26 protein-coding genes are annotated in these 24,857 nt (G+C 68.6%); 6 read left to right on the plus strand and 20 right to left on the minus strand.

The features are described from left to right. From BM013_RS37960 to BM013_RS37980, 5 genes are all read right to left on the minus strand, one after another. A partial coding sequence (locus BM013_RS37960; protein WP_177225679.1) for an acyl-CoA dehydrogenase N-terminal domain-containing protein occupies positions 1-353 on the minus strand: 353 nt, incomplete at its 3' end. Positions 354-427: 74 nt separating this feature from the next. Continuing rightward, the gene (locus BM013_RS37965; RefSeq protein WP_093135392.1) at positions 428-1,360 is read right to left on the minus strand and encodes an electron transfer flavoprotein subunit alpha/FixB family protein; all 933 of its coding nucleotides are present in this window, start codon (positions 1,358-1,360) and stop codon (positions 428-430) included. A gap of 2 nt (positions 1,361-1,362) precedes the next feature. After that, positions 1,363-2,112, minus strand: coding sequence for an electron transfer flavoprotein subunit beta/FixA family protein (locus BM013_RS37970; protein ID WP_093135394.1), 750 nt, complete (start codon positions 2,110-2,112; stop codon positions 1,363-1,365). A 137-nt stretch (positions 2,113-2,249) separates the two neighbouring features. Next, positions 2,250-3,530, minus strand: coding sequence for a mechanosensitive ion channel family protein (locus tag BM013_RS37975; protein WP_093135397.1), 1,281 nt, complete (start codon positions 3,528-3,530; stop codon positions 2,250-2,252). 51 nt (positions 3,531-3,581) lie between these two features. Beyond that, positions 3,582-4,535: a histone deacetylase family protein gene (locus BM013_RS37980; RefSeq protein ID WP_093135399.1), complete on the minus strand. Its 954-nt coding sequence runs from the start codon at positions 4,533-4,535 to the stop codon at positions 3,582-3,584. An 80-nt stretch (positions 4,536-4,615) separates the two neighbouring features. On the opposite strand from BM013_RS37980, the gene BM013_RS37985 reads away from it, so the two are divergent. Genes BM013_RS37985 through BM013_RS38005 form a run of 5 tightly spaced genes read left to right on the plus strand, consistent with a single transcriptional unit; the run spans position 4,616 to position 10,338 of the window. Beyond that, the gene (locus tag BM013_RS37985) at positions 4,616-5,536 is read left to right on the plus strand and encodes an AAA family ATPase (protein WP_093135401.1); all 921 of its coding nucleotides are present in this window, start codon (positions 4,616-4,618) and stop codon (positions 5,534-5,536) included. Next, complete coding sequence (locus BM013_RS37990) at positions 5,533-6,510, plus strand: DUF58 domain-containing protein (RefSeq protein ID WP_093135404.1); 978 nt, start codon at positions 5,533-5,535, stop codon at positions 6,508-6,510. The genes BM013_RS37985 and BM013_RS37990 overlap by 4 nt, the downstream gene beginning before the upstream one ends. A 14-nt stretch (positions 6,511-6,524) precedes the next feature. After that, positions 6,525-8,558 carry a transglutaminase TgpA family protein gene (locus BM013_RS37995; RefSeq protein WP_093135406.1) on the plus strand — a complete coding sequence of 678 codons (2,034 nt, stop codon included), beginning with the start codon at positions 6,525-6,527 and terminating at the stop codon, positions 8,556-8,558. A gap of 53 nt (positions 8,559-8,611) precedes the next feature. Then, positions 8,612-9,712: a lytic murein transglycosylase B gene (gene mltB / locus BM013_RS38000; protein ID WP_093135409.1), complete on the plus strand. Its 1,101-nt coding sequence runs from the start codon at positions 8,612-8,614 to the stop codon at positions 9,710-9,712. Between the two features lie 5 nt (positions 9,713-9,717). Next, positions 9,718-10,338, plus strand: coding sequence for an HD domain-containing protein (locus BM013_RS38005; protein ID WP_093135412.1), 621 nt, complete (start codon positions 9,718-9,720; stop codon positions 10,336-10,338). A gap of 46 nt (positions 10,339-10,384) precedes the next feature. Here the strand turns inward: BM013_RS38005 and BM013_RS38010 are convergent, their stop codons facing one another. The 9 genes from BM013_RS38010 to BM013_RS38050 form a co-directional block, all read right to left on the minus strand. Then, complete coding sequence (locus tag BM013_RS38010) at positions 10,385-10,888, minus strand: hypothetical protein (RefSeq protein ID WP_093135415.1); 504 nt, start codon at positions 10,886-10,888, stop codon at positions 10,385-10,387. A 4-nt stretch (positions 10,889-10,892) separates the two neighbouring features. Then, positions 10,893-11,963, minus strand: a complete 1,071-nt coding sequence (locus tag BM013_RS38015) for a beta-ketoacyl synthase N-terminal-like domain-containing protein (RefSeq protein WP_093135418.1) — start codon at positions 11,961-11,963, stop codon at positions 10,893-10,895. Next, the gene (locus tag BM013_RS38020; RefSeq protein ID WP_371271183.1) at positions 11,960-12,190 is read right to left on the minus strand and encodes an acyl carrier protein; all 231 of its coding nucleotides are present in this window, start codon (positions 12,188-12,190) and stop codon (positions 11,960-11,962) included. The genes BM013_RS38015 and BM013_RS38020 overlap by 4 nt, the downstream gene beginning before the upstream one ends. Positions 12,191-12,255: 65 nt before the next feature. Then, entirely contained in the window at positions 12,256-13,413 is a 1,158-nt protein-coding gene (locus BM013_RS38025) for an ABC transporter permease (protein ID WP_093135421.1), read from the minus strand. A gap of 5 nt (positions 13,414-13,418) precedes the next feature. Further along, the gene (locus tag BM013_RS38030; RefSeq protein ID WP_093135423.1) at positions 13,419-14,327 is read right to left on the minus strand and encodes an ABC transporter ATP-binding protein; all 909 of its coding nucleotides are present in this window, start codon (positions 14,325-14,327) and stop codon (positions 13,419-13,421) included. Next, entirely contained in the window at positions 14,327-15,307 is a 981-nt protein-coding gene (locus BM013_RS38035) for a BtrH-related acyltransferase DarH (RefSeq protein WP_093135426.1), read from the minus strand. The genes BM013_RS38030 and BM013_RS38035 overlap by 1 nt, the downstream gene beginning before the upstream one ends. After that, on the minus strand, positions 15,304-15,699 hold the full coding sequence (locus BM013_RS38040; RefSeq protein WP_093135428.1) for a DarG family dialkylresorcinol biosynthesis protein: 396 nt from the start codon (positions 15,697-15,699) through the stop codon (positions 15,304-15,306). The genes BM013_RS38035 and BM013_RS38040 overlap by 4 nt, the downstream gene beginning before the upstream one ends. A 60-nt stretch (positions 15,700-15,759) precedes the next feature. After that, a complete protein-coding gene (locus BM013_RS38045; protein WP_093135431.1) occupies positions 15,760-16,896 on the minus strand; it encodes a beta-ketoacyl-ACP synthase III in 1,137 nt (378 codons plus the stop codon). Next, the gene (locus BM013_RS38050) at positions 16,886-17,956 is read right to left on the minus strand and encodes a hypothetical protein (RefSeq protein WP_093135433.1); all 1,071 of its coding nucleotides are present in this window, start codon (positions 17,954-17,956) and stop codon (positions 16,886-16,888) included. The genes BM013_RS38045 and BM013_RS38050 overlap by 11 nt, the downstream gene beginning before the upstream one ends. A gap of 93 nt (positions 17,957-18,049) precedes the next feature. Between BM013_RS38050 and BM013_RS38055 the strand changes: the two genes are divergently transcribed. Continuing rightward, positions 18,050-18,781, plus strand: coding sequence for a tetratricopeptide repeat protein (locus tag BM013_RS38055; RefSeq protein WP_143098475.1), 732 nt, complete (start codon positions 18,050-18,052; stop codon positions 18,779-18,781). Between the two features lie 21 nt (positions 18,782-18,802). Here BM013_RS38055 and BM013_RS38060 read toward each other — a convergent pair whose 3' ends face one another. The 6 genes from BM013_RS38060 to BM013_RS38085 all read right to left on the minus strand — a co-directional run bounded on the left by BM013_RS38060 (position 18,803) and on the right by BM013_RS38085 (position 24,805). After that, positions 18,803-19,510, minus strand: a complete 708-nt coding sequence (locus tag BM013_RS38060) for a hypothetical protein (protein ID WP_093135439.1) — start codon at positions 19,508-19,510, stop codon at positions 18,803-18,805. 134 nt (positions 19,511-19,644) lie between these two features. Next, a complete protein-coding gene (locus tag BM013_RS38065) occupies positions 19,645-21,375 on the minus strand; it encodes an ABC transporter substrate-binding protein (RefSeq protein WP_093135441.1) in 1,731 nt (576 codons plus the stop codon). A 92-nt stretch (positions 21,376-21,467) separates the two neighbouring features. Continuing rightward, a complete protein-coding gene (locus tag BM013_RS38070; protein ID WP_093135444.1) occupies positions 21,468-21,776 on the minus strand; it encodes a DUF2160 domain-containing protein in 309 nt (102 codons plus the stop codon). A gap of 10 nt (positions 21,777-21,786) precedes the next feature. Continuing rightward, positions 21,787-22,599 carry a carbohydrate ABC transporter permease gene (locus tag BM013_RS38075; RefSeq protein WP_093135549.1) on the minus strand — a complete coding sequence of 271 codons (813 nt, stop codon included), beginning with the start codon at positions 22,597-22,599 and terminating at the stop codon, positions 21,787-21,789. Between the two features lie 72 nt (positions 22,600-22,671). Further along, positions 22,672-23,562, minus strand: a complete 891-nt coding sequence (locus BM013_RS38080; protein ID WP_093135446.1) for a carbohydrate ABC transporter permease — start codon at positions 23,560-23,562, stop codon at positions 22,672-22,674. A gap of 172 nt (positions 23,563-23,734) precedes the next feature. After that, a complete protein-coding gene (locus tag BM013_RS38085; RefSeq protein ID WP_093135449.1) occupies positions 23,735-24,805 on the minus strand; it encodes an ABC transporter ATP-binding protein in 1,071 nt (356 codons plus the stop codon). Between the last annotated feature and the right edge of the window lie 52 nt (positions 24,806-24,857).

Here is a 24,857-nt window from a genome sequence, read left to right on the forward strand (position 1 = left end):
GCCGAGTTGAGCATCTCGCCGCAGGCCGCGCCGATGGTCTTGGGCAGGCCCTGGCCGCCGAAGTCCGCCGGATGCTGCAGGCCCTGCCAGCCGCCCGACACGTACTGCGCAAAAGCTTCCTTGAAGCCGGCCGTGGTGGTCACCACGCCGCCCTTGAAGGACGAAGGATCGCGGTCGCCCGCCACGTTCAGCGGCGCCACCACGTCCTGGTTGAAACGCGCGCATTCCTCGAGCACGGCCTGTGCCGTTTCAAGGCCGGCGTCTTCGAAGCCCGGCAGCTTGGCGATCTCGCCGATGTTGGCCAGGTGCTCGATGTCGAACAGCATGTCCTTGAGGGGGGCGGTGTAGCTCATGTCTTGTCTCCAGATACAGCGGATACGAAAAGGGCATCGCGAACGATGCCCTCTGGCTCATTGCGTCGGTGCGGTCAGAGCGCTTTCACCAGTTCGGGCACGGCCACGAACAGGTCGGCGACGAGGCCGTAGTCGGCCACGCTGAAGATCGGCGCTTCTTCGTCCTTGTTGATCGCCACGATGACCTTCGAGTCCTTCATGCCGGCCAAGTGCTGGATCGCGCCGGAGATGCCTGCTGCGATGTACAGCTGGGGGGCGACGATCTTGCCGGTCTGGCCGACTTGCCAGTCGTTCGGTGCGTAGCCCGCGTCGACGGCTGCGCGGCTGGCACCGAGGCCTGCGTTGAGCTTGTCGGCCAGCGGGGCCATGACTTCCTGGAACTTCTCTGCGCTGCCCAAGGCTCGGCCACCGGAAACGATGATCTTGGCGGCGGTCAGTTCAGGGCGTTCGCTCTTCGTGACTTCGCGGCCGACGAAGGCGCTCTTGCCGCTGTCTGCGACGCCTTCAGCGGTTTCGACCGTTGCGCTGCCACCGGTGGCTGCCGCGGCGTCGAAGCCGGTCGTGCGAACGGTGATGACCTTGGTGGCGTCACTGCTCTGCACCGTGGCAATCGCGTTGCCGGCGTAGATCGGGCGCTCGAACGTGTCGGGGCTGTCGACCTTGGTGATGTCGCTGATCTGGGCCACGTCCAGCTTGGCGGCCACGCGCGGGGCGACGTTCTTGCCGTTGGCGGTGGACGGGAACAGGATGTGGCTGTAGTTGCCGGCAATCGCCAGCACTTGGGCTGCGACGTTCTCCGCGAGGTTTTCTGCGAGGCTCGGGCTGTCGGCTGCGATGACCTTGGTCACGCCTGCGATCTGGGCAGCGGCCTTGGCGGCTTCTGCTGCATTGGCGCCTGCGACAAGAACGTGCACTTCACCACCGCACGCCAGTGCAGCAGTCACGGTGTTCAGGGTCGCCGGCTTGATGCTGGCGTGGTCGTGTTCGGCAATAACAAGTGCGGTCATGTTCAGATCACCTTCGCTTCGTTCTTCAGTTTGTCCACCAGCGCTGCAACGTCAGGCACCTTGATGCCGGCACCGCGCTTGGGTGGTTCAGCGACTTTCAGCGTCTTCAGGCGGGGCTTCACATCCACGCCCAGGTCTTCAGGCTTGAAGACATCCAGCTGCTTCTTCTTGGCCTTCATGATGTTGGGCAAGGTGACGTAGCGCGGCTCGTTCAGGCGCAGGTCGGTCGTGATGACGGCCGGCAGCGTGAGGCTCAGTGTTTCCATGCCGCCGTCGACTTCGCGAGAGACGGTGACCTTGTCGCCAGCGACTTCGACCTTGGAGGCGAAAGTGGCCTGGGGCAGGTCGGCCAATGCAGCCAGCATCTGGCCGGTCTGGTTGGCGTCGTCGTCGATGGCTTGCTTGCCCAGGATGATCAGCGAGGGCTGTTCCTTGTCGACCAGCGCCTTGAGCAGCTTGGCGACCGCCAGGGGCTGCAGCTCTTCGGTCGTCTCGACCAGGATGCCGCGATCCGCACCGATGGCCATCGCGGTGCGCAGCGTTTCCTGGCACTTCGCATCGCCGCAGGAAACCGCGATCACTTCCGTGACCACGCCCTTTTCCTTCAGCCGCACAGCCTCTTCGACCGCGATCTCGTCGAAGGGGTTCATGCTCATCTTCACGTTGGCAATGTCCACCCCGGTGCCGTCGCTCTTCACGCGCACCTTCACGTTGTAGTCGACGACCCGTTTGACAGGTACAAGAACCTTCATTGACTTGACTCCATTGGATTGCAAAAAGGGGGCTTTTGAGGGCAACCGGTCATTCTAGGACGCGACCTTCGGAGCCTCTGCATTCTTCCCGCGGGGCACCTGGCGCCCATAAAAAGAACGATCGTGCTTTTTCACGATTATAAAACAGCGTCGGGCGCCTGCGCGATGCCAGGCGGTAAAGACTCCACACGCACAACGCGCTGCGGATAGGGAATGTCAATGCCCGCACCGCGCAGCCCGTCGAGGATGGCGATGTTGATGGCCGAGCGCAGGTTGTCCTTGCCCTTGTCGGGGTCGGCCACCCAGAAGTTCAGGGTGAACTCCAGCCCGTCGGGCGCGAAGTTCATGAGGAACGCGACCGGCGCCGGATCGGTCATCACACGCGGCTGGGCCTTGGCCGCCTCGCAAAGAATGCCCTGCACCTGCGCCACGTCGCTCTCGTAGCCGACCACGATGGTGGTCGTGATGTTGAACTTGCGATCTGCCAGCGACAGGTTTTCCACCCGGCTGGTGATGAGCGACTCGTTCGGCACGATGGCCTCGCGCCCGTTGCCCGCGCGGATGAGCGTGTAGCGCGTCTTGATGTCGGTGATGCGGCCTTCGAAGGTGTCGACCTTCACGTTGTCGCCGATGCGGATCGAGCGCTCGAGCAGGATCACGAAGCCGCTCACATAGTTGGCCGCCAGCTTCTGCAGGCCGAAACCCAGGCCCACGCCCAGCGCGCCGCCCAGCACCGACAGCGCCGTCAGGTCCACCCCGACCGCCGACAGCGCGAACAACAGGCCGACCAGCAGCAAGAAGGCGCGCACCGCGTTCGACGCCACCTTGCGCATCGACAGGTCGGTGACGGCCTCGCGCAGGATGCGCTTCTCGATGGTCGACGCGATCCACAGCGCGATGACCAGCACAAGCCCCGCCGACAGCACGCCCTGGAAGATCGTCTGCAGGCTCACGCGCGTCTTGCCGAAGGCCAGCGTGATCTCGTCGAGCTCGGCCAGCACCGGCGGCAGCAGGCCGACGATCCAGAGCACGGCCGCGATCCAGGCCAGCCAGGAGATGGTGCGCTCGAGCAGCCGCACGAGATTGGACGCGGGGAACACCGCGCGCAGCACCCGCGCGAACAACCGGATCACCGCCAGCGACACGAACACCGACACCGCGATGCGCAGCACCAGCACGGTCTGGAAGTCGATCACCACGCGCCGGGCAACCTCGGTGAGCACCAGTGCCAGCAGCGGGAACAGCACACCGTCGAAGGTGCGCTCGCCGAACCAGATGGAGTCCTTGGGCTGGTCGCGCCCGAACCATTTGCACAGGGCCCAGGCCGCGGCCACGCAAGCCACCAGCGCGACCAGTTCGATGCCGAGGCCGCGCGCATCGACATGGGCCAGGCGTTGGGTGAAGTCGTTGAAATTCATCTCTTGGGAAAAAGGCAGGCACGGCGCACGCATGCGCCGGCCGAGCGAAATCTAGAGGTCCGCCAGCACGCGGATGTGCGCTTCCACGCTGCGTGCCAGGGCGTCGAGGTTGTAACCGCCTTCGAGCATGGAGACGATACGGCCCTTCGCATGGCGCTTCGCAACATCGTGTACGCGGCCCGTGATCCAGGCGAAGTCGTTCTCGTTGAGGCCGAGCTGCCCCAGCTCGTCTTCGCGGTGCGCGTCGAAGCCGGCGCTGATGAAGACCATCTGCGGCTTGAACTCCTCCAGCCGCGGCATCCACACCGCCTCGATCATCTCCCGCACGTCCATGCCCCGGGTGTAGGCCGGAATGGGCATGTTGAGCATGTTCGCCGCCGGGTGCTCGGTGCCGCTGTACGGGTAGAACGGGTGCTGGAAGAACCCGACCATCAGCACGCGCGGGTCGTTCGACAGGATGTTCTCGGTGCCGTTGCCGTGGTGCACGTCGAAGTCGACGATGGCCACGCGCTCCAGGCCGTGCACGTCGATGGCATGGCGCGCGGCGATGGCCACGTTGTTGAAGAAGCAGAAGCCCATCGCCTGATCGCGGCAGGCGTGGTGGCCCGGCGGGCGCACCGAGCAGAAGGCGTTCTCGAGCTCGCCGGCCGCCACCGCGTCGGTCGCGGCAATCGCGGCGCCGGCGGCGCGGCGCGCGGCCAGCAGGGTGAAGCGGGTGAGCACGGTGTCGGGGTCGACCTGCGCGTGGTCGGGGCCGCCTGCGGGCTCGTCGGCCACCAGGCGCTGGTGCAGCGACTCGAGGTGCTCGACATGCGCCTCGCTGTGCGCCCGGGTGATCTGCGCCAAGGTGGCCAGCGGCACTTCCCGGTGTTCCAGTGCGTCACCCACGCCGGTCAGCAGCAGACGGTCTTCGATGGCATCCAGTCGCCCGGGGCACTCGGGATGCCCCTCGCCCATGTCGTGCTTCCAGAAGTCGCGGTGTGTGAAGTAGCCTGTCTTGCCCATGTGTCTCTGTCGCCACGTCTAGACCTCATGCCGCATGGGGCCGGCAGGTCTTACGGTATCGTTTGCATATGGATACAAATATGGACGTTGCTGCAAAGCTAGCCACTTTGTTAAGTCAGCTTAACACGGTGATCGTGGGCAAAGAGGCCCAGGTGCGCGACTGCGTGGCCTGCCTGCTGGCGGGCGGGCACCTGCTGATCGAGGACGTGCCAGGGGTCGGCAAGACCACCCTGGCGCACGCGCTGTCGCACACCTTCGGGCTGCAGTTCTCGCGCGTGCAGTTCACCGCCGACCTGATGCCCGGCGACCTCTCGGGCGTGGCCATCTACGACCGCGCGCAGCAGGCCTTCGTGTTCCACCCCGGGCCCATCTTTGCGCAGGTGCTGCTGGCCGACGAGATCAACCGCGCCAGCCCCAAGACCCAGAGCGCGCTGCTCGAGGCGATGGAAGAAAAGCAGGTCACCGTCGAAGGCGAGACCCGCCCGCTGCCCAACCCCTTCTTCGTGATCGCCACGCAGAACCCGCAGGACCAGCTCGGCACCTTCGCGCTGCCCGAGTCGCAGCTCGACCGCTTCCTGATGCGCATCTCGCTCGGCTACCCCGACCGCGCCGCCGAGCGCCAGTTGCTCGCGAGCGCCGACCGCCGCGAGATGCTGGCCACCCTGCCCGCCCTGCTGACCGCGGGCGAACTCACCGCGCTGCAGCAGCGCGTGCAGCAGGTGCATGCGGCGGACGCGCTGCTCAACTACGTGCAGGACCTGATCGCCGCCACCCGCTCGGGCCGCTGGTTCCTCCAGGGCCTGTCGCCGCGCGCCGGCATTGCCGTGCTGCGCGCCGCCAAGGCGCAGGCGCTGCTGGCCAACCGCAACTACGTCGCGCCCGACGACGTGCAGGCCGTGCTGCCGCAAACGATTGCGCACCGGCTCACGCCCGTGGGCGACGCGGGCCGGGGCGCGGTCGAGCAGGTGCGCGCGATGATCGCCGCGGTGCCCTTGCCGTGAGCCCTGTCGGCGCCTTGCGCTCGCGCATCGACGGCTGGTTCCTGTCGCGCCGTGCGCCGTCGGACACGCTGGAGCTCACGCAGCGCAACGTCTACATCGTGCCCACGAAGGCCGGGTGGCTGCTGGGCGCAACGCTGCTGGTGCTGCTGGTCGCGTCGATCAACTACCAGCTCAACCTCGGGTACCTGCTGACTTTCCTGCTGGCGGGCAGCGTGGCCGTGGGCATGCATGTGTGCCACGGCACGCTGCGCGGCCTGGCCATGCACATGGTGGCGCCCGAGGCGCAGTACGCGGGCGCCGCGGCGGTGTTTCGCGTGGTGCTGCACAACACGCGGCGCAGCGTGCGCTACGGCATCGGCATGGCCGTGCGCGGCAGCGGCCAATGGGCCTGGACCGACGTGCCGGCCGAAGGCACTTCCACTGTCGAGATCGCCTTCCAGCCCGAGCGCCGCGGCCTGCACCCGGTGCCGCCGCTGACGGCCGAGACGCGCTTTCCGCTCGGCACCTTCCGCGTGTGGACCGTCTGGCGCCCGGCCGCCCAGATGCTGGTCTACCCCACGCCCGAAGCGCATCCGCCACCGCTGCCGCCCGGCGAGCCCCTGTCGGGACCGGCCGCCCTGTCGGCCGCCTTGCGCGCGCACAACGCCGGCGAGTACGACGGCGTGCGCGCCTACCGGCGCGGCGATCCGCTGAAGCTGGTGGTCTGGAAGAAAGCCGCGCGGGCGCAGGCCGCGGGCTCCGAAGACCTGGTGAGCCGCGACACGCAACAGACCCAGCGCGAGGAGCTCTGGCTCGACGCGCAGGCCGCCGGCCTGCCCGACACCGAAGCCCGCATCTCGCGCCTGTGCGCCTGGGTGCTGATGGCCGACCGGCTGGGCGTGGACTACGGCGTGCGGGTGGCGGGCCGCACCCTGAAACCGTCGCAAGGCGAAGCGCACAAGCGGGCGTGCCTCGAGGCACTGGCCCTGTGCTGAAGAAAGCCTGACCGATGAACAAGCTCATGACCCAGCTGGCGGCCCTGCCCCGGGACGCGCGCGACACGCTCTTCCTGCTCACGGTCATCGCCCTGATCGTGCTGCCGCAGGTCGAGAACCTGCCCTGGTGGTGCAGCGCCATCACGGCCATGGTGCTGCTGTGGCGCGCCTCGCTCGCGGTGCAGGCGCGCCCGCTGCCCAGCAGGTGGTGGCGGGTTGCGCTGCTGGCCATGACGCTGGGTGCCACCTACGCCACGCACCGCACGCTGCTGGGCCGCGACGCGGGCGTGACGCTGGTCGTGATCCTGCTCGCGCTCAAGACGCTGGAGCTGCGCGCGCGGCGCGATGCCTTCGTGATCTTCTTCCTGGGCTTCTTCGCGATGCTCACGAACTTCTTCTATTCGCAGTCGCTGGTGACCGCGTTCACCATGCTGCTGGCGCTGCTGGGCCTGCTGACGGCGCTGGTCAACGCGCACATGCCGGTGGGCCGTCCGCCGCTGATGCAGGCCGCCCGCACCGCTGGCTGGATGGCGCTGGCGGGCGCGCCGATCATGCTGGCGCTTTTCCTGCTGTTCCCGCGTTTTGCGCCGCTGTGGGGCACGCCGAGCGACGCGATGGCGGGCCGCACCGGGCTGTCGAGCACCATGCGCGTGGGCACCATCGCCGAGCTGGCGCTGGACGACAGCATTGCCGCGCGCATCAAGTTCGAGAACGACCGCCCGCCGCCGCAGAGCCAGCTGTACTTCCGCGGCCCGGTGCTCGCGCAGTTCGACGGACGCGAGTGGACGGCGCTGCCGGGCTGGGGACGCGGCGGACAGTGGTCTCCCAACCTGCGGGTAAGCGGCGAACCCGTGCGCTACGAGGTCACGCTCGAAGCCAGCAACCGCCCCTGGCTGCTGACGCTCGACGCGGCGCAGAAGGCCCCCGAGGCGCCCGGCTTCGAGGTGACGGGCACGCCCGACCTGCAATGGTTCGCGAACCGGCCCATCAACGACCTGGTGCGCTACCGCGCCGAGAGCTACACGCAATTCCTGAGCGGTCCGCTCAAGCGCGTGGGCGGCCAGCTGCAGGCCTACCTGGCGCTGCCGCCCGGCACCAACCCGCGCACCGCCGCGCTCGCCGCCGAGATGCGCGCCGACCCGGCATTGGCCCACCTGGACCCGCAGGCCGACACGCAGGCCTTCGTGCAGGCCGTGCAGCGCCGCCTGCGCACCGGTGGCTACACCTACACGCTGGAGCCCGGCCTCTACGGCGACAACACCGCCGACGAGTTCTGGTTCGACCGCAAGGAAGGCTTCTGCGAGCACATCGCCTCGGCCTTCGTGGTGCTGATGCGCAACCTCGGCGTCCCGTCGCGCATCGTGACGGGCTACCAGGGCGGCGAGTTCAACAGCCTCGACAACTACTGGGTGGTGCGCCAGAGCGACGCCCATGCATGGGCCGAGGTCTGGCAGGAAGGCACGGGCTGGACGCGCGTCGACCCGACCGCCTCGGTCGCTCCCGGCCGCGTCGGCCAGCTGCAGCGGCTCGTGCCGCAACCGGGCCTGTTCGCCGGCGCCATCGGCGCCATGAGCCCCACGCTCGCGCAGAACATCCGCGCCGCCTGGGAGGCCGTGAACAACGGCTGGAACCAGTGGGTGCTCAACTACACGCAGAGCCGCCAGCTCAACCTGCTGAAGAACATCGGCTTCGAGGCACCCAGCCTCGAAGACCTGGCCTACGTGCTGCTCTACCTGCTGGTGGGCGCGAGCCTGGCGGGCGCGGGCTGGACCTTGTGGGAGCGCAGCCGCCACGACCCGTGGCTGCGCCTGCTAGGCCAGGCGCGCGCGCGGCTCGCCAAGGCCGGCCTGCAGCTGCCCGAGACCGCGCCGCCGCGCCAGATGGCGCAGGCCGCCGACGCCCGCTTCGGCCCGTCGGCGCAGGGCGTGCGCGACTGGCTGCTGAAGCTCGAGGCGCAGCGTTACGCGCCGGCCACGCCGGCATCGCTTTCCACCCTGCGTTCGGAGTTCCGCCGCCTCGCCTGGCCCGCCGCGAACCCGCGCGGCTGAAACCACATGTGTCCCTGAAGAGGCGCCGCGCACACGGACGTCACAATCAACCCATGCGATTTTTCCTCCCCACGCCGTCGCGCGCCGCTGCGGCAGCCGCACTTCTCGTCGCCTGCTGCGCAGGGTCCACGGGCGCTGTAGCCCAGAAGTCCTCCAATGGCCGTGGCGCGGCCGTGAACCCGGTGCGCGGCAGCACGCCCTACGCCACGCGCGAGGACGCGATGCAGTTCGCCGACGAAGTCGCCGAGCGCCGCGGCCTCGACCGCGACTGGGTGCGCGCCACCATCGGCAGCGCACGCTTCCTGCCGAACGTGCCGCGCCTCATGCTGCCCGGCCCGGTGGGCACGGTGAAGAACTGGCAGACCTACCGCAGCCGCTTCATCGACCCGGTGCGCATCGCAGCCGGCGTGCGCTTCTGGCGCGCCAACGCCGACACGCTCGCGCGTGCCGAGCAGGTGTACGGCGTGCCGCCGGAAATCATCGTCGGCATCATCGGCGTGGAGACCATCTACGGACGCAACATGGGCAACTTCCGCGTGATCGACGCGCTGGCCACGTTGTCCTTCGACTTTCCCGACGGCCATCCGCGCGCCGCCGAGCGCAAGGCCTTCTTCCGCGGCGAGCTCGAGAGCTTCCTGAGCACCGAGAGCCGCACCGCCGACGACCCGCTCACGCCGCTGGGCAGCTACGCGGGCGCCATGGGCATGCCGCAGTTCATGCCCAGCAGCATGGCCAAGTACGCGGTCGACTTCGACGGCGACGGCCGCATCGACCTCGTGAACAACCCGACCGACGTGATCGGCTCGGTCGCCAACTACTTCAAGTCCTTCGGCTGGCGGCCCGGCACGCCGGCCATCTACCCGGTGCACTTCGACGAGGCACGGCTGCAGAAGGCCGTGCTGCTCGCACCCGACATCCTGCCGACCTTCAGCGCCGACAGCTTCGTGGCGGCCGGCGCGGTGCCCGAAGGCGAAGGCATCCGGCACAAGGGGCTGTTCGCGCTGATCGAGCTGCAGAACGGTGCCGACGCGCCGCCCACCTACGTGGCCGGCACGCGCAACTTCTACGTGATCACGCGCTACAACTGGAGCAGCTACTACGCCATGTCCGTGCTCGACCTCGGGCAGGAGGTCAAGGCGGCGATGGAGCAATAGGCGCCATGACGCCCGAGGCATTGCACGCGAACTGGAATGCGGCCTGGCACGCGCTGGGTGTCGCCGCACCCGACGCTGCGTTGTGCGACGAGCTTCAGCGCCGCTACGCCGAGCCGCAGCGCCACTACCACACGATGCAGCACCTGGGCGAATGCCTCGCGTGGTTCGAGCGCGAGCAGGCCCTGGCCGAACACCCCGGTGAAGTGGCGCTCGCGCTGTGGTTCCATGACGCGGTCTACGACGTGCACGCGCACGACAACGAGGCGCGCAGCGCCGACTGGGCAAGGCAGGCCCTGCGGGCGGCGGGTGCGAATGAGGCAGCAGCCGAACGGGTGCACGCGCTGGTCATGGCCACGTGCCACGACGCCGTGCCCGAAGGCCGTGACGCCGAACTGCTGATCGACATCGACCTGTCGATCCTCGGCGCCGAACGCGCGCGCTTCGACGAATACGAACGCCAGGTGGGCGCGGAGTACGCCTTCGTTCCCGACGCTGTGCGCCTGCCGCGCCGGCGCGCGATCCTGCAGCGCTTCCTGGACCGCCAGGCGATCTACGCGACCCCGCGCATGCATGCCCAGCTCGAGGAACGGGCGCGCCTCAACCTTCGGCGTTCGATCGCGGGCTGAGCCAGCCCCGGCCTGATCAGGCCTGATCAGGCCTGTTCAAGCCTGCTCAGGCCGCCACCAGCCGCCACCACTCGGTGCACGGCGGTTCGTCGTCGCGCTCTTCCTCGACCACACCGAACAACAGGCCTTCGGGTGCCGCGCCCAGCGTCGCCAACTGCAGCAGGCGCTGCGGATCGCGGCACAGCATGAAGCTCGCATCGCCCTGCCAGTCGAGGCAGCGCCCCACCTCGGCCAGCATCAGCGCCGGCTGGCTCTGCATGAAGGTGAACGGCATCGGCAGGCCCGCGTCGAGCTGCGCCAGGCCCGCATGCGTCGCGCCCCATGCACCGCGGCGGCTCGCCACGCGGATGCGGGCACCCGCGGGCAAGGCAGGCTCGCCCGCGGCGTCGAGGCAGCAGCGCGCACCGTACATCGCCAGTTCGGTCCACACGCCCACGCGGCGCGGACGCCGGCCGATGCGGCGCGCCAGGTCGTCGCGCCAGTCGGCGGGCGGCGGATGCGCGGCGAAGTGAGCGACGGTGCGCCAACCTTGAAGAGCTTGCGCGTTCATGGGTTCATGCCTCGCAGTCCTTCAACACGAGCGAGGCATGCCCGCCGCCGAAGCCGACCACGTTGAGCAGCACGTGCCGCAACGCGCGCGGCGCCTGCGTGACCAGCGCGATGCCGAGCAAATCATCGAGCGGATAGTCCACCGGCGGCCACGCACCGCTTTCGATGCAGCCGACCAGCAAGGCCAGCTCCGCCGCGCCGGCGGCGCCCAGCGTGTGTCCGATCGCCGACTTCAGCGACACCAGCGGCGGCAGCGGCGCGAACACCTGCTTGAGCGCGTCGGCCTCGATGGCATCGTTGACCGGACTGCCCGCGGCCTGCACCTTGATGAGATCGATGTCGCCGGGCCGCAGCCCGCTGCGCGCCAATGCCTCGTGGCACATGGCGAGCACCGCGCTGGCCTCGGTGCCCGACGGGTTGCGCCCGTCGACCACGTTCGAGCCGCCCAGGAGCTGCCAGCGCGCGGGCTGCGAACGCAGCCGCAGCGCCGCCACCGCTTCGCCGAGCACCAGGCCCTTGCGCTGCGCGCCGAAGGGCTGCGCGCTGTCGGGCGCGAGCAGTTGCATCGCGCCGAAGCCGGCCACGGTGAAGCGGTTGTCCAGCTCGGCGCCGATCACCAGCGCCTCGGGTGTCTCGCCGCCGCGAACCAGGTCCGCGGCCGCCAGAAGCGCATTGAGCGCCGAGGTGCAGGCGGTGGACACGGTGAACACCGGCCCCTGCCAGTCGAGCTCCGTGGCCACGATGCCGGCAAAGTCCTGCAAGTCGCCGCCGAGCCGCAGGTCGTGCTTCTCGCGCTCCATGAAACCGATGTCCAGCGAGGACGACGCGACGAACAGCGGTGCGGTGCGCGCGCCCCAGTCGCCGGTCTGCGCGACCACGCGGCGAACGGTGGCGCGCAGGCGCTGCGTCCAGTCGCCGTCCTGTGCGGCCAGCTTGTAGACCGGCCAGCGCACCCCGCCCGCAACCTCGACCGGCGTGGGCGCCACGCCGCCGCGCTGCAACGATGCCAGCGCCGACGGCATATCGTCTCCCAGCACGCAGGCCAGGCCCGTGCCGGCCAGGAAGACGCCCGTCATGCCTTGCCGGCGGCCGCCAGGTGCTCCGCCAGGTGCGCGACGGAGGTCAGCGCGCGCCGCGTTTCCTTGCTGTCGGGCATGCGCAGGCCGAAGCGCTGCTGGATCGTCATCGACACCTGCAGGGCGTCGAGCGAGTCGAGGTCGAGCCGGGCCTCGGGGCCGAACAGCGGCTCGTCGTCGCCGAGGCCGCCAGCGGGCGCCTCCTTCTCGACCGCTTCGAGCACCATGGCTTTCAGGCTGGCAATGAATTCAGGGGTGACCGTGCTCAATTTGTTCACTTGGTTCACTTCGCTCAAGGCAGGCGCCTGCGAAACAGAAAAACGGCCAGGAGGAACATCAGTGCCGCGAACAAGACCAGCCGGCCGATCTGCGGCAGCGCATCGGCCACGCCGCCGCCGCGCAGCAGCACGGTCAGCAAGGCCTCGAGCCCCCAGTTCATCGGCGAGACCTCGACCAGCCGTTGCATGAAGCCCGGCATCACGAACTTGGGCACCATGATGCCGCCCGCCGCCGCCATCAGCACGTTGACCATCGGCCCGATGGTGGCGGCCTGCGCATGGCTGCGCACCAGGCAGGCCAGCGCGAGCGACAGGCTCACCGCCGCCAGGCTCACGGCCGCGAGCGACAGCAGCAGCGCGCCCCAATGGATGCCCGCGAGCGACAACGCATCGCCGCCGATCAGCGGCATGAACCAGATGCCGGCCGCCAGCATCAGCGCGGCCTGCAGCGCGTTCACGCCAAGGTACGGCAGCGCCTTCGACGCCAGCAGCATGGTGCGCGACACGCCCAGGCTCTGCAGCCGGCCCAAGGCGCCCGAGCTGCGCTCCTGCACGAACAGGCTGGACAGCGAGGCCACCACGAAGAACATGCCGAACACCAGCCAGGCCGGCACGTTCTGCTGCACCGAGGTCGGCCGCGGGCCGGCGGTGGAGAAGCGCTCGGCGCGCACCATCGCCTGGATCGACGCGTCCGGCGCGGGGCTGGCCGTGCCTGGCACCGCGAGCGCGAGCCGCGCCTTGAGCTCGCCCGACGCACCGACCAGTTCGGCGCGCAGCGCGTTGAACAGGTTGGCGTCGATGCCCGGCTCGGTAAGCAGCTGGATGCGCGACTGCGTCGACAGCGCGGCCGACTCCAGCTCGTCCGACAGGCCCGGCTCCAGCACGATCACGTACTTCAGCGAACCGTTGCGCAACCGCGCTTGCCAGTCGGCGCCCAGCGGTTGCGGCGCGCCATGGTTGCGCTGCCACAACTGCTGCAGCCACCGGGCGGGCGTGGCGGTGTCGCGCATGTCGATTGCATAGGCCAGCTCGGCCAGCGGCGGGCGGTAGATGTCCTTCAGCGTGAGCGACATCAGCACGATGAAAACCATCGGCATCAGGAACAGCGCCGCCAGGCCGTGCATGTCGCGCACGAGCGCGAGCAGTTCCTTCTTGATGAGCGCGAGGAGCATGGGTTTCAGTCGCGCAGCGAGCGGTGGGTGAGCGCCATGAAGAGCTGCTCGAGGTCGTGGCGGCCGAACTCGGCGTGGCGCACCACGATGCCCGCGGCTTCGAGCGCGGCCAGCACGGGGCCGGGGCCGCTGCCGGTGTCCAGGTGCACGCGCCAGTGCACGCCGCCCTGCTCCACCGTGCCGAAGCGCGAGAGCATCTCGGCGTCGAGCCCGTCGGCCGCCAGCGTGAGCAGCATCGCGCTCTTCGACAGCAGCTCGTCGAGCGAGCCTTCGCGCAGCACATGGCCGCGGTCGAGGATGGCCACGCGGTCGGCAATGGCCTCGATCTCTTCCATGTAGTGCGAGGCGTAGATCACCGCCGCGCCCTGCTGCGCGAGGCTCTTGATGGCGTCGAGGATGAACGCGCGCGACTGCGGGTCGACACCCACGGTGGGCTCGTCGAACAGCATCAGCTCGGGTTCGGGCAGCAACGCGATCGCCAGGTTGAGCCGGCGCTTGAGGCCGCCCGACAGCCGCTCGGCGCGCACGCCCGCGAACTGCTCCAGCTGCGCGAACTGCGTGCAGCTTTCGATGCGCTGCTTCTTGCGCGCGCCCGTGAGCCCGCCCGCCGCGGCGAAGCAGGCGAGGTTCTCGGCCACGGTGAGCATCGGATAGAACGCATGCTCCTGCGGCGCCACGGCAATGCGCGTGGGCGCCTTCGCGCGCACCTGCCGCAGCGGCTGCCCGTCGATGCGGATCTCGCCCGATTGCACGGCGAGCGCGCCCGACAGGTGCGAGATCAGCGTGGTCTTGCCCGCGCCGTTCGGCCCGAGCAGGCCCAGCACGCAGCCGCGCGGCACCGCGAGCGACACATCGGCCAGCGCGGATGTTTCAGCGTGCGGGTAGCGGTAGCCGAGCTTGTGCAGCTCCAGCATCAGGCGACGGCGGCCTTGAGGTCGCGGAAGAAGTTTTCTTCCTGCTGCGCCTGCTCGCGCAGCTTCACGGCCAGCGCGGCAGGGTCGACCGCCTCGCGGCCCTTCACCATGCGCGCCGCCTTGAGTGCAAAGGCACGCCAGCCGTCACCGATGGCAATGAGCCGCTCGGACATCTGCTGCAGCTGCGGCTTGTCGAGCAGTTGCGCCGCCTCCTGCAGGAACCCGGCGTAGATGAAGCGGAAGCCCGCGCCGCCGGTGCCGATTTCTTCCTGCATGCGCACCACGTGGCCGATGAAGTCGACGCTGCGCGGGTCGGCGGGCGAGAGCTTCTGCATGCGCTTGGCCAGCGTGCGCATGCCGCGCACGCCGACGATGGGAATGGGTGCCAGCATGTTGCGCACCGTCTTGCGGATGGCCTTGGTGACCGAGGCCGCATCGACCGCCTTGCGCTCGATGGCCTGCGGGTAGTACATGAGCCCCTTCGGCGCCAGCACGCCCTTGGCGAAGCGCGCGCGCGCCAGGTCGCCGCTCGCGCAGCGCACGGGCTCCTCGAACACCGGGTCGCTGATCAGGTAGTCGTCGCCGTCCTTGCCGTACACCAGCAGGTTGTGCGCGTTGAAATGGAAGCGCATGTTCGGCGGAAAGTACGGCAGCCAGTACACCGAGGTCTGCAGCCCCACCAGCTGGCCGTCGGCCAGCAGGGCGTCGAGCCGCTCTTGCCCCGCCTCGGGGCTGCGGAAGGTCTCGAAGCGAAAGCGCGCGGCCATCGGCGCCAGCAGGCCCTTGATGATGGCCTTGGGCGGCATGCGGTACGAAATGAGGGGCAGGCCAGACAGCTTGATGAAAGGCAGGTACGCGAACGAAATGGCCGACGACAGGCCGAGCGCCATGCTCTCGCTCATCGGCGCGCCGTGGTGGCGCATGAGGCTGGAGATGACGCCGCTTTCGCAGTGAGCCGCCTGTTGGTGTTGGAAGTTCACGGCAAGCCCTGCAAGGTGGAAACGGACAAGCCCAGCGCGTCGCCGTAGCGCGCGAGCTGGGCCGGCGACAGCGCGGCGAAGTGGCGCGGCTGCAGGTGGCGGCGCACGCGCCATTGCCAGAAGCCGCTGGTCTGCGAGAGCAGCGCCACGTCCATGCGGCGCGCGTACATCCAGTACGCCAGCGGCGAGGCAAGCCCCGCCTTCACGCGGTCCTTGGCGGCCTGCGCCTGTTCGACCAGCACGTCGACCGCATGGCTGGTGACGATTTCTTCGGCCTCCCAGCCGCGCGAGGTGGTCGTGACGACACGGCCCTGCGCGTCGCGCGCGTACATCAGCTTCGAATGGCCGTCGAGGGTCGCATTGCCCTCCTGCGGAACTGCGTCGAGGTCCATGTCAGGTCTCCGGCCGGGCCGCCCCGCGGGCGGGCAGCGATACGCGAAGCGGCGTCGGGCTCATACCGCTTCCAGGTAGATGAAGCCGCTGGAGAAGCGGCCGCTTTCGGGCACGAACATCAGCAGCTTCTGCCCCGGCTTGATACGGCCCGAGCGGAACAGCTCGTCGAGCATGATGTACGGCGACGCCGAGCCCGTGTTGCCCTTGCTCGCGAGGTTGCTGAACCAGCGCTCGCGCGGAATGTGCAACCCCAGCGACTCGAGGCACTGGCTCACCGGCTCGACGAAGTAGCGAGAAGAAAGGTGCGGCAAAAACCAGTCGATGTCCGCCGACTTCAGCCCGCGCCGCTCGATGATGGCGGCCAGCGGTTCGCCCAGCGTGGCGCGCACGATGTTCTCGTTGAGCAGGCGCACGTCCTGCTTCACGGCAAAGGTCGACTCGCGCTGCCAGTCTTCGGGCGACTTGCGCCCCCAGCCGTCGAGCCCGCCTTCGGCGTTCTTCTCGGCGCCGGCGTACATGCACACCGGCAGCTCGTGCGCCGCGGAAGACAGGTCGATCCACTCCACGCGCAGCGACAGCGGGCCGCGCGGCTCGCGCTCCAGCAGCACCGCGCCGGCGCCGTCGGACAGCATCCAGCGCAGGAAGTCTTTCTCGAAGGCCAATTCGGGCCGGGCCTCGAGTGCTTCGAGCTTGTGCTCGAGCTCGGCTTCGAAGCGCGAGCCGCGCATCACGGCCGAAGCCAGCTCCGAGCCCGTGGCCACCGCGCGGCGCGCATCGCCCGCGCGCACCGACAGCCATGCGTGCTTCAGCGCCGTGGTGCCGGCCAGGCAGATGCCCGCGCAGGCCACCACCTCCAGGCGCGGCCAACCGAGTTCGCCGTGCACCATCACTGCGTGGTTGGGCATGAGCTGGTCGGGCAGCGAGGTGCCGGTCACCAGGCAGTCGACCGGGCCCACGTCGTCGCCCAGCGCGCGGATGGCCGACGCGGTGAGCTGCGCGTTGCTCATGGCCAGCGCGCCGGTGGCGCGGTCGATGGCGTAGTGGCGCAAGTGGATGCCGTTGCTGCGCAGGATCAGCCGCCGCGCGCGGGACGCCTTGCCGCCGATGCGGCCGAGGACTTCTTCGATGTCGTCATTGCTGACCGGGGAGAAGGGCAGAAAGGCGGCGGTGCGGGTCAGGAAGACATCAGTCGTCATAAAGCGGGGTGCGGTCGGTGGCGGAGCCCGACGGGCACTCGAATTGGGCGGTCATTTTAGTCAGCCACCCTCTGAACAACGGCCGCAGGATCGCCTGCAGCGTCAGGCTCACCGGCACCACCGTGACGATCAGCGCGATCAGGAACAGCACGTACAGCAGCAGCAGCGGCTTGCGCTGCCACGCGCCGGGCCCGCCGGCCGCCATGATCAGCTTGCCCCAGAGGTAGAAGCTGCGCGTGCCGGCCTTCTCGCTGACGAGCAGTTTCGCGTCGGCGCGCACCGCGCCCAGCCCGGCCAGCAGGGGCTGCGTGCCGCGCTCCAGGTTCTTGCCCAGCGCGTCGCGAAGGGCGCGGCCGAAGCGGCCGGTACCGCGGATCTGTTCGGTGCTCAGCCCCGCGTCGGGCATGCCCCAGAAACCGCGCTTGCGGCCCCAGATCAGCCAGGCCGGCGTGGTGAAGAAGGTGGCCAGCGTGGGGCCGGGGTCGGTCAGCACCACGTTGTCGATGAGCCGCGCGCCCACGTCGGCGAGCATGCCCTTGAGCTTTTCGTGCGCGAGCAGCCACATGTTGCGGCACGCAATGACGGTGACCACCGGCTTGCCCTCGAGCAGGCGAGCCGCCACCGGGTGCTTCAGGAAAGCGGCCACCGGCTGCGACGGCGCGAGAAACCACACCTGGTACGGCAGGATGACGAGGTCGAAGTCTTCCTCGCCCGTGAGCGACAGCGGCGCCAGGGGCTGCGGCTTCATGTGGGCCGATTCAGGGAAGGCGTCGAAGAACGCGAGGAACGGCCAGGGAAACGGGTATGGCGCCAGCGGACGCAGCACTTCCTCATGGACCTGTATGGCCGGATCCGCGCGCAGCGGCGCGACGATCTGTTCGGCGACCTCGTCGAGCTGGCCGGACTGCGAGTAGCGGAGAACCAGGACGCGCTTGACGACGTTTCGAGGGGCGGCGGCAGGGGCGGAGGGGCTGGGGGAGCTGGAGGTCACGGGGGTCGGCGTTTCGAAGGCCGTCGAATGTAAGCGAAGCCCGTGCCGAAAGCATCTGCCATTGGTCATGCCGTCGCGCTAATCAGACGGTCGATGGCAACTAATGCGCGTCCTGCGCGCTACATTCGACGCACCGCGCCGCCGACCCCGTCCATGTCCGCCATGCAAGCTCCGCCCGCCTCCGTCGAACAGCTCCTGGAGCTCGCGATCCGCCTCGTCAATGCGGGACAGGCGTCGCATGCGCGGCAACTCTGCGAACACGCCCGCACCCTGCACCCGCCCCACCCCGCCGTGCTGCAGCTGCTGGCGCGCCTGCAGCTGGCCGACGGAGCGTTCACAGACGCCGGCGCCTCCATTGCCGAAAGCCTCGCGCTGCGCCCCGGCCACGGCCCCTCGCTGCTGCTGGCGGGCGACGTGGCAAGGGCCGCCGGCGATTTCGCGCAGGCCCTTCGGCATCACGAGCGCGCCGCGGCGCTGATGCCCGGGCGTGAAGAACCGCTGCACGCGCTGGGCCTCACGCTCAAGGCCGCCGGCAACGGGGCCGGCGCGGCGCGCGCGCTGCGCCAGGCCGCGGCCCTGGCGCCCGCGCACGGCGCTGTCTGGTTCGACCTGGCGCTCGTGCTGCAGGACCTGGGCGAGTTCGACGGCGCGGCCGACGCGCTGCGCCAGGTGCTTCGCGTGTCGCCGCCGCGCGCAGAAGTCGAGGTCAACCTGGGCATCGTGCTGCAGGAGGCCGGCCGCATGGACGAAGCCCTGCGCGCCTATGGCCGCGCCTACCGCCTGCACGAGAGCACCTTCGGGCGCATCGCCCACGCGCTGTCGACCGCGCCCACCGGACGCCTCTGGCTGAACCTCGACGACCTGCGCGCAGTGCTGCGCACTGCGCCGGCCTGAACGGCGTGAACGGCGTGAACGTCACCCCGCGCCGCGCTTGCTGCGAAAGGCCTTCCGGTAGACGCCGGGCCCGGCCATGATCTTCTCGGCGAGCTGCGCGTAGCCCTCCACCTGCGCCCCGGACATGGGTTCGCACTGCAGCGCTAGCGGCTCGCGCGGCACGGGGTAGCACTGCGCCACGGGCGTGCCGCGCGGCAGCACGCCGTCGAAGCCGGGGTCGGTCCAGACCGCGGGAAAGTTGATGCCGACCTCGTTGAACCGGTCGGCATCGACCAGCCCCGTGACGAGCCGGAACGGCAGGTCGTCGCGATTCACCGGGTGGACCGCCATCAGCGACCACCCTTCATCGAGCGCGACCGTCCAGAAGCTGTTGAACTTGACGGCCGACTGTGCGCCGTGCGCCAGAGGCGAGCCCGCGAGCTGCTCGGGCACATGAAAGCTCAGCGGCGCGCGCGGATGCCCGGGCACCGACAGCGCGGGCAACGGCCAGTCCCAGCTGAACTGCCCCGCCGCCACGCGCACGTCGCACGGCAGCAGCACCATGAAGCCGTGCGCCATGGCATCGACGAACGGCGGGCACTGCTTGACGGTGCGGATGCTGCGCTGGTGCACCGCCGACGGCGTCCGGGGCGCCATCTGGCGCAGCCAGTCGGGCAGCATGGCCTTTGCCGGCACCGGGCGCGGCAGCAGGTCGAACAGCGCGGGGTCGCAGCGGAATTGGATGTTCATGGCCCGCCCATTGTCTTTGCTCCTTCCCCCTTGGGGGAAGGCTGGGATGGGGCAGGCCTCATGAGGCGCCGCGTTTTTCCAGAAGCCGTCGTGCCCCACCCCGGCCCTCCCCCAGCGGGGGGGAGAGCAATGCCTTACCTGACGCGGCCTTCCTTCCAGGCGGTCAGCAGCTTGTCGTAGGCCACCGTCTCGCCCTTGGGCTTCTCGTTGGCCAGCTTCTTCCACGGTGCCTGGTCGCTGCTCAGCCACTTGTTCGGGTCGCCCTTGGCATTGAGCTTGGGCGGGCAGTTGGCCATGCCCGCGCGCTGCAGGCGGCCCATCACGTCGTCCATCTCGTTGGCCAGGTTGTCCATGGCGGCCTGTGGCGTCTTCTCGCCCGTCACGGCCACGGCCACGTTCTTCCACCAGAGCTGCGCGAGCTTCGGGTAGTCGGGCACGTTGTTGCCGGTCGGCGTCCACGCCACGCGCGCGGGGCTGCGGTAGAACTCGATCAGGCCGCCGTACTTGGCCGCGTTCTTGGTGAAGTAGTCGGAGCGGATGTCGCTGTCGCGGATGAAGGTGAGCCCGACGATCGACTTCTTCAGCGACGTGGTCTTCGAGGTCACGAACTGCGCGTAGAGCCATGCCGCGGTCGCGCGGTCGGGGTCGTTGGACTTCAGGAAGGTCCAGGAACCCACGTCCTGGTAGCCGTTCTGCATGCCGTCCTTCCAGTAGGGACCGTGCGGGCCGGGCGCCATGCGCCACTTCGGCGTGCCGTCGGCGTTCACCACGGGCAGGCCCTGCTTGATCATGTCCGCCGTGAAGGCCGTGTACCAGAACACCTGCTGCGCGATCTGCCCCTGCGCAGGCACCGGACCCGATTCGCCGAAGGTCATGCCCATGGCTTCCTTGGGCGCGTACTTCTTCATCCAGTCGATGTACTTGGTCAGCGCATAGACCGCGGCCGGCGAGTTGGTCGCGCCGCCGCGCGACACGGCCGCGCCCACCGGCGTGCACTTGTCGTCGGCCACGCGAATGCCCCACTCGTCGATCGGCAGGCCGTTGGGAATGCCCTTGTCGGCCGCGCCGGCCATCGACAGCCAGGCGTCGGTGAAGCGCCAACCCAGCGACGGGTCCTTCTTGCCGTAGTCCATGTGGCCGTAGATCGGCTTGCCGTCGATGGTCTTCACGTCTTCGCTGAAGAAGGCGGCGATGTCCTCGTAGGCCGACCAGTTGATCGGCACGCCCAGGTCGTAGCCGTACTTGGCCTTGAACTTGTCCTGCAGGTCCTTGCGCGCGAACAGGTCGGCGCGAAACCAGTACAGGTTGGCGAACTGCTGGTCGGGCAGCTGGTACAGCTTCTTGTCGGGCGCCGTGGTGAAGCTGGTGCCGATGAAGTCCTTCAGGTCGAGCCCCGGGTTGGTGTAGTCCTTCCAGGCGCCGCTCATCTGGTCGGTCAGCGCCAGGGCCGTGCCGTAGCGGTAGTGGGTGCCGATGTGGTCGGAGTCGTTGATCCAGCCGTCGTAGATCGACTTGCCCGACTGCATCGAGGTCTGCAGCTTCTCGACCACGTCACCCTCCTGGATGATGTCGTGCTTGACCTTGATGCCGGTGATTTCCTCGAAGGCCTTGGCCAGCGTCTTCGATTCGTACTCGTGCACGGTCAGTGTTTCCGACACGACCGAGATTTCCTTGACACCCTTGCCTTGCAGCTTCTTGGCGGCGTCGATGAACCACTTCATTTCCTCCATCTGCTTGTCCTTCGACAAGGTGGACGGCTGGAATTCACTGTCGATCCATTTTTTGGCTTCGGCCTCGCCAGCCCAAGCGCCGTGCGTGGCGAACATCGCCGCCGCCATTGCCAGTGCCGTATAGCGCATCTTCATGACTGTGTCTCCTCGGTTGGTACTTCCCCGGTCTGTCTGGTCGCGGCTCCGGGGAGGCGGAGAGCCGGACGTCCGTCGAAAACCCGATGGGCTCAGCCCTTGCGCATGACGAGCGCGAGAACGAGCATCGAAATCACGAAGCTGATCCAGATCGACGGCTCGGCCTCCAGGCTCATCCACTCCTGGAACTTGCCGGCCAGGCCGACGAAGGCCAGGTTGATGTACGCGGCCGAGAGCAGGCCGATGAAGAGACGGTCGCCGCGCGTGGTTTCGATGGGCAGCCAGCCGCGCCGCAAGGTGGTGGGCGACTTGAACTCCCACACCGTCATGCCGACCAGCATGAGCGCGATGCAGATGAAGAACACGGCCACCGGTGTGGTCCAGACCATCCAGTTGAACATGCAGCTCTCCTTAGACACGGCCCATCGCGAAACCCTTCGCGATGTAGTGGCGCACGAACCAGATCACGATGGCGCCCGGCACGATGGTGAGCACGCCGGCCGCGGCCAGCGTGGCCCAGTCCATGCCCGAGGCGCTCACGGTGCGCGTCATGGTCGCCACGATGGGCTTGGCGTTCACGCTGGTGAGGGTGCGCGCCAGCAGCAGCTCGACCCAGCTGAACATGAAGCAGAAGAACGCCGCCACGCCCACGCCGGCCTTGATGAGGGGCAGGAAGATGCGCACGAAGAAGCGCGGGAACGAGTAGCCGTCGATGTAGGCCGTCTCGTCGATCTCGCGCGGAATGCCGCTCATGAAGCCTTCCAGGATCCACACCGCCAGCGGCACGTTGAACAGCAGGTGCGCCAGCGCCACGCCCAGGTGCGTGTCCATCAGGCCGACGGTGGTGTAGAGCTGGAAGAACGGCAGCAGGAACACCGCGGGCGGCGTCATGCGGTTGGTCAGCAGCCAGAAGAACACATGCTTGTCGCCGAGGAACGAGTAGCGCGAGAACGCATAGGCGGCGGGCAGCGCCACGGTGAGCGAAATGACCGTGTTGATCGCCACGTAGATCAGGCTGTTGATGTAGCCCGAGTACCACGACTCGTCGGTGAAGATGCGCACGTAGTTCGCCCACGTGAAGTGCTGCGGGAAGAACGAGAAGCTCGACAGGATCTCCTCGTTCGTCTTGAAGCTCATGTTGATCATCCAGTAGATGGGCAACAGCGCGAACAGGATGTACAGCAGCAGGAAGATGCTGCGCTTGTGGAACCGCTTGTCAGACATGTCGACCCCCTTGGCGCTGCGCGCCGTTCCCCCGCGGGGGCGCATCCGCCTCGAGGCGGCTCGGCGACGGATTCATTTCTCCACCTCCGCTTCCTGCGTGCCCACCCGCTGCATCCAGTTGTAGAGCACGAAGCACAACAGCAGGATGATGAGGAAGTAGATCAGCGAGAACGCCGCCGCCGGCCCCAGGTCGAACTGCCCCACGGCCTTCTGCGTGAGGTACTGGCTCAGGAAGGTGGTGGCATTGCCCGGCCCGCCGCCGGTGAGCACGAAGGGCTCGGTGTAGATCATGAAGCTGTCCATGAAACGCAGCAGCACCGCGATCATGAGCACGCCGCGCATCTTGGGCAGCTGGATGTAGCGGAACACCGCGAACTTGCTGGCGCCGTCGATGCGCGCGGCCTGGTAGTAGGCGTCGGGAATCGAGCGCAGGCCGGCATAGCAGAGCAAGGCGACCAGCGGCGTCCAGTGCCACACGTCCATCACCAGCACCGTGAGCCAGGCGTCGGTGGCGCTGCCCGTGTAGTTGTACGAGATGCCCATGGCCTCCAGCGCGTGGCCGAACAGGCCGATGTCGGTGCGTCCGTAGATCTGCCAGATGGTGCCCACCACGTTCCACGGGATGAGCAGCGACAGCGCCACCACCACCAGCACCGCGGACGACTTCCAGCCCTTGGCCGGCATCGACAGCGCCAGCGCGATGCCCAGCGGAATCTCCACCAGCAGCACCGACAGCGAGAAGCCGAGCTGGCGCAACAGCGCCTCGTGCAGTTCGTCGTCGCGCATCACGGCGGCGAACCACTCGGTGCCCACGAAGACGCGGCGCTCGGGCGAGATGATGTCCTGCACCGAGTAGTTGACCACCGTCATGAGCGGCACGATGGCCGAGAACGCGACGCACAGCAGCACCGGCAGCACGAGCCACCAGGCCTTCTGGTTGATGGGCTTGTTGGTGGCGTTCATGGCTTGGCTCCGTTCCCGCGAAGTGCCTGCAGGGCTCCTTCCCCCGCTGGGGGAAGGCCGGAACGGGGGCGGGCAGAGCGCCCGGTGGATGCGCCGCTGGCCCCACCCCCCGTCCTCCCCCGGGAGCGGAGGGAGCAACACAAGGCAGCGGGGTCGAACGAGATGAGGTTGTTCATGCGACCAGCTCCTCGTCCTTGTAGTAGCAGGTGTGCGCGTCCAGCACGCGCACCCAGACCGTGTCGCCCACGGCCGGCGGCGGGTCGTCCGAATGCAGGCGCACCTTCAGCACGCTGCCGCCGGCCTCCACGCCCAGCATCAGGTGCGTGCCCACGTCCTGCACCTGCCTGACCACCGCCGGCACCGCCCCGCTCGCGCCCGCGCTCGACAGCCGCAGGTACTCGGGGCGAATGCCGATCTTCAGCGGCCCCTGCGGCAGTTCGCGCGTGGGCACCAGCGGCGTGCCGGCCACCTCTAGCGTGCCGTCGGTGTTTTGCGCTGCAAGAAAGTTCATGCCCGGCGAGCCGATGAAATGGCCGACGAAGGTATGGGCCGGCCGCTCGAACAGCGCCTCGGCACTGCCGACCTGCACCGCCTTGCCGCGCGTCATGACCACCACCTCTTCGGCGAAGGTGAGCGCCTCGACCTGGTCGTGCGTGACGTAGATCAGCGTGAGCTTCAGCTCGCGGTGGATCTGCTTGAGCTTGCGGCGCAGCTGCCACTTCAGGTGCGGGTCGATCACGGTGAGCGGCTCGTCGAACAGCACCGCCGACACGTCGCTGCGCACCAGGCCGCGGCCCAGGGATATCTTCTGCTTGGCGTCGGCCGCCAGGCCGGCGGCGCGCTGGTTGAGTTGCCCGCTCATGTCGAGCATCTCGGCGATCTCGCCCACGCGCTTCCTGATCTGGGCTTCGGGCACCTTGCGGTTGCGCAGCGGGAACGCGAGGTTCTCGGCCACCGTCATGGTGTCGTAGATCACCGGGAACTGGAACACCTGCGCGATGTTGCGCTCCTGCGGCGTGGCGCGCGTCATGTCGCGCCCGTCGAACTTCACCGTGCCCTGCGAAGGCACCAGCAGGCCCGAGATGATGTTGAGCATGGTCGTCTTGCCGCAGCCCGACGGGCCGAGCAAGGCATAGGCGCCGCCGTCGCGAAAGCTCATCTGCAAGGGCAGCAGCGCATAGTCGCTGTCCTGCGTGGGGTTGGGACGGTAGGCGTGCGCGAGGTCGAGGTCGATGCGGGCCATGTCAGACCTCCCGCCGGGCCGCCCCAAGGGGGGTCTGCGCCCCCTTGGGGGG

The organism is Variovorax sp. OK605 (assembly GCF_900115445.1).
Taxonomy (GTDB): domain Bacteria; phylum Pseudomonadota; class Gammaproteobacteria; order Burkholderiales; family Burkholderiaceae_C; genus Variovorax.